The sequence below is a fragment of the Roseovarius halophilus (ex Wu et al. 2025) genome, assembly GCF_047086965.1.
The window spans coordinates 1-3,074 of sequence record NZ_JBKOTX010000368.1; the positions used below are offsets into that span (position 1 = coordinate 1).

Annotated in this window: 4 protein-coding genes; 1 reads left to right on the forward strand and 3 read right to left on the reverse strand. The window is 60.5% G+C overall.

All coding sequences use genetic code 11. The annotated features are described in order from the left end of the window. Nucleotides 1-41: 41 nt before the first annotated feature. Nucleotides 42-227: a hypothetical protein gene (locus ACH107_RS31520; RefSeq protein WP_412509587.1), complete on the forward strand. Its 186-nt coding sequence runs from the start codon at nucleotides 42-44 to the stop codon at nucleotides 225-227. A 72-nt stretch (nucleotides 228-299) separates the two neighbouring features. Here the strand turns inward: ACH107_RS31520 and ACH107_RS31525 are convergent, their stop codons facing one another. The 3 genes from ACH107_RS31525 to ACH107_RS31535 all read right to left on the reverse strand — a co-directional run. Next, entirely contained in the window at nucleotides 300-1,841 is a 1,542-nt protein-coding gene (locus tag ACH107_RS31525) for a BCCT family transporter (protein ID WP_412509588.1), read from the reverse strand. 361 nt (nucleotides 1,842-2,202) lie between these two features. Continuing rightward, entirely contained in the window at nucleotides 2,203-2,775 is a 573-nt protein-coding gene (locus ACH107_RS31530; protein WP_412509590.1) for a tyrosine-type recombinase/integrase, read from the reverse strand. 73 nt (nucleotides 2,776-2,848) lie between these two features. After that, on the reverse strand, nucleotides 2,849-3,074 hold a 226-nt coding region (locus ACH107_RS31535), incomplete at its 5' end, for an integrase core domain-containing protein (protein ID WP_412509589.1).

Genomic DNA, 3,074 nt, shown 5'->3' on the forward strand with positions numbered 1-3,074 from the left:
TGATCTGCGGTAGATAATAGAGGCACTGATCACAGAAGCCAATGTCCGCAAAGCGGGATGCGGTCGCAGCATCTGGAGCAATCAACGAAAGGCTGCTCAAGGCCGAGATCAACAAGCGTTGTTCGACCGAGGCCGCCCAAAACGAGATCTCGAGAACCGGTTGGCCCGACGTTCTCGACTACACGCAGGGCGTTGTCCGATCGTGCTTCAACAAGGCCTTCAAGTGATGGCCGGGTCGCTGATCGGAGATCATGCTGCACCACGGGTGTGGAAGACGAACGGGCAAGTCACTTTCCGGGTCAATCCGGGGCAATCTCCGCGCGATGTGGAGGCCCTGACATTTCGGCATCAATCCTAAGCGCGCGGACCAGCCCGATACAGGCCACGAGCAGGAAGACCGTCAATGGCAGCGCGGATGTAAGAGATGCGGTGCGCATCGCGATCAGCCCGCCGGCAGACAAGAGGCTCATCGCGACGACGCCTTCGGTGACACACCAGAAGACACGGTAGGGGGCAGGCGGGTTCGAGTGCCCGCCCGAGGTGACCATGACGTCCACCAGAGATCCGGAATCCGACGAAGTGATGAAGAACACGACAATGGCCAGTGTTGCCAGTGCCGAGGTCACCATGGATAGTGGCATTTCCGCCAGCATCGCGTAGAGCGACAGCGCCTCGTCCTCCATCGACATCTCGGCGATACGGCCGACGCCTGCCGATTCCAGCGAAAGGGCCGTGCCGCCGAAAGCCGCGAACCAGAAGAACCCCAGCAGTGTCGGCGCCAGCAGCATTCCCGCGATCATCTCACGGATGGTGCGCCCGCGCGAGATGCGCGCTGCGAATATGCCCACGAAGGGCGACCACGATATCCACCAGACCCAGTAGAACAGCGTCCAGTCGGCCTGCCAGTCGGGATCGGAGGCGGCCCCGACACGAAAGCTCGCGTTGACCACGTCCGAGAGATAGGTGCCGAGCCCCGCCGTGAAGGTCTCGAGGATATGGATCGTCGGTCCGGCTACCAGAACAAAGGCCAGCAGGACGGCTCCGACACCAATGTTGAACTCGCTCAACCGGCGAATGCCGACGTGCAAGCCGCTGACCACTGAGATCGTGGCGACGCCGGTAATGATCGCGATGATCACCAGTTGCACCGGCAGCGACATGCCCAGCCCGGTCAGAGCGCCCAGCCCGGCATTGATCTGCATCGCGCCAAGCCCCAGCGATGTGCCGACGCCAAAAAGCGTGCCGACAGTCGCGATGATGTCCACGATATGGCCGATCCAGCCGTGTATGCGTTCGCCGATCAGCGGATAGAGCAGCGACCGGGGCGCCAGCGGCAGGTCGTGACGAAAGTGGAAATAGGCCAGCGGCAGCGCCATGCAGATATAGATGGCCCAGGGGTGCAGCCCCCAGTGGAAGTAGCTGTGGAACAGCGCCTCGCGCACGGCCTCTTCGCTGCGCGGTTCCGCGTCCAGCGGTGAGGTGTAGTGCAGGATCGGCTCGGCCACGCCGAAAAACACCAGCCCGATCCCCATGCCCGCAGCCATCAGCATCGTGAACCAGGTCAAGCGCCCGAATTCGGGTTTGGCGCTATCGCCGCCCAGCCGGATCTCGCCGAAGCGGCTCAGGCCCAGCCATATGACGAAGCCAAGCATGCCACTGGCCGCGAGCACATAGAACCAGCCAAAGCTGTCGATGAGCCAGCCCTGCGCGCGCGAGAACTGGGTCTCCGCCTGACCACTGAAGAAGACACCATAAAGCACGAAAAGCACGATCAACCCAGCTGACCCCAGGAAGACCGGTGGGTTCATCGTCTCGCGGAAATCCTTGATGAGATGTTTCAACGTTCGTTTCGCCTTTCCGGATCCAACAGGGAGTAGCCTACGATCAGAACCTCGCTACGGCCCGTTGGCCCGATAATAGTTTTCGGTGCTATCGGCGCATCATGGTCTTTTCCCGGAACCTATCAGCGGCGGCCCGGCCCCGGAACCTGCCTGTTCTATGCCAGAATAGTGTCTGTCCTGCAAAAGGCGCAGCGATGGTCCCGCGTCCGCGGAACAGGGTCATGTCGCCCCGCATGGCTATCCCGGACCTGATCCAAATGCTGCACCCTGCATGAATGGACGGTCCAGTGATGCTGCGTTGCGACGTCCAACCTGACGACGAGGGCCCGCAATGGGCCGTCCGTGAAGACGGCCCAGCCGTCTAGATTTCGATAGCTTCGGCGATGGCCAGCGCATCTTCAAGCTCAACGCCAAGGTATCTGACAGTGCTGTCCATCTTGGTATGGCCCAACAACAGCTGGACGGCTCGAAGGTTACCTGTCTTCTTGTAGATTTGGGTCACCTTGGTACGCCGCATAGAATGCGTACCATAGGCGCTAGCCTCCAGACCAATGGATGTCACCCAGTCTCGCACAATCCGCGCGTACTGGCGGGTCGAGATGTGAAGCCGTTCGTGAAACCTCCCGGGCCAGAGGTATTCGGATCCGACCATGAGCGGCTCCTGCATCCCCTTTGCCAGCGATGCGCGGGTGCCTTCAGAAATCTCGAAACGTACAGGTTTCTGCGTCTTGCTCTGCAGAACCGACGCGGGCTCCTTTATTTGGCCGGACGCCATGACATCGGCCACCTTCATCTTCACGAGATCGCAGCCGCGGAGCTTGCTGTCGATGGCAAGATTGAAGAGGGCCAGATCGCGATGGTTTTCGGCCAGCTCCAGCCGAACCCTGATCGCCCAGACGTGTTTGGGCTTGAGTGGCCTTGTCTGTCCGACGATCCGACCTTTGTTCCAAGCTGCGCGCCGTGCACGGATTGAACCAGACCGGGTTTACCGGAGAGGTTGGAGTTGGTCACTCAGCGGCGATCTTAGCCGTGAGTTCGGCGTTGTAGAAGTTCCTTTCTGCTGTTGCGGGTGAGATATATCCGAGCGGGCCGTATAGGCGTTTTTCATTGTACCAATGCACCCAATCCAGGGTAGCAAGCTCGACGTCTTTCTTGCCGCGCCACGGCCCCTCGTGCTCGATGACCTCGGCCTTGTACAAGCCGTTGATGGTCTCGGCGAGGGCATTGATGCTC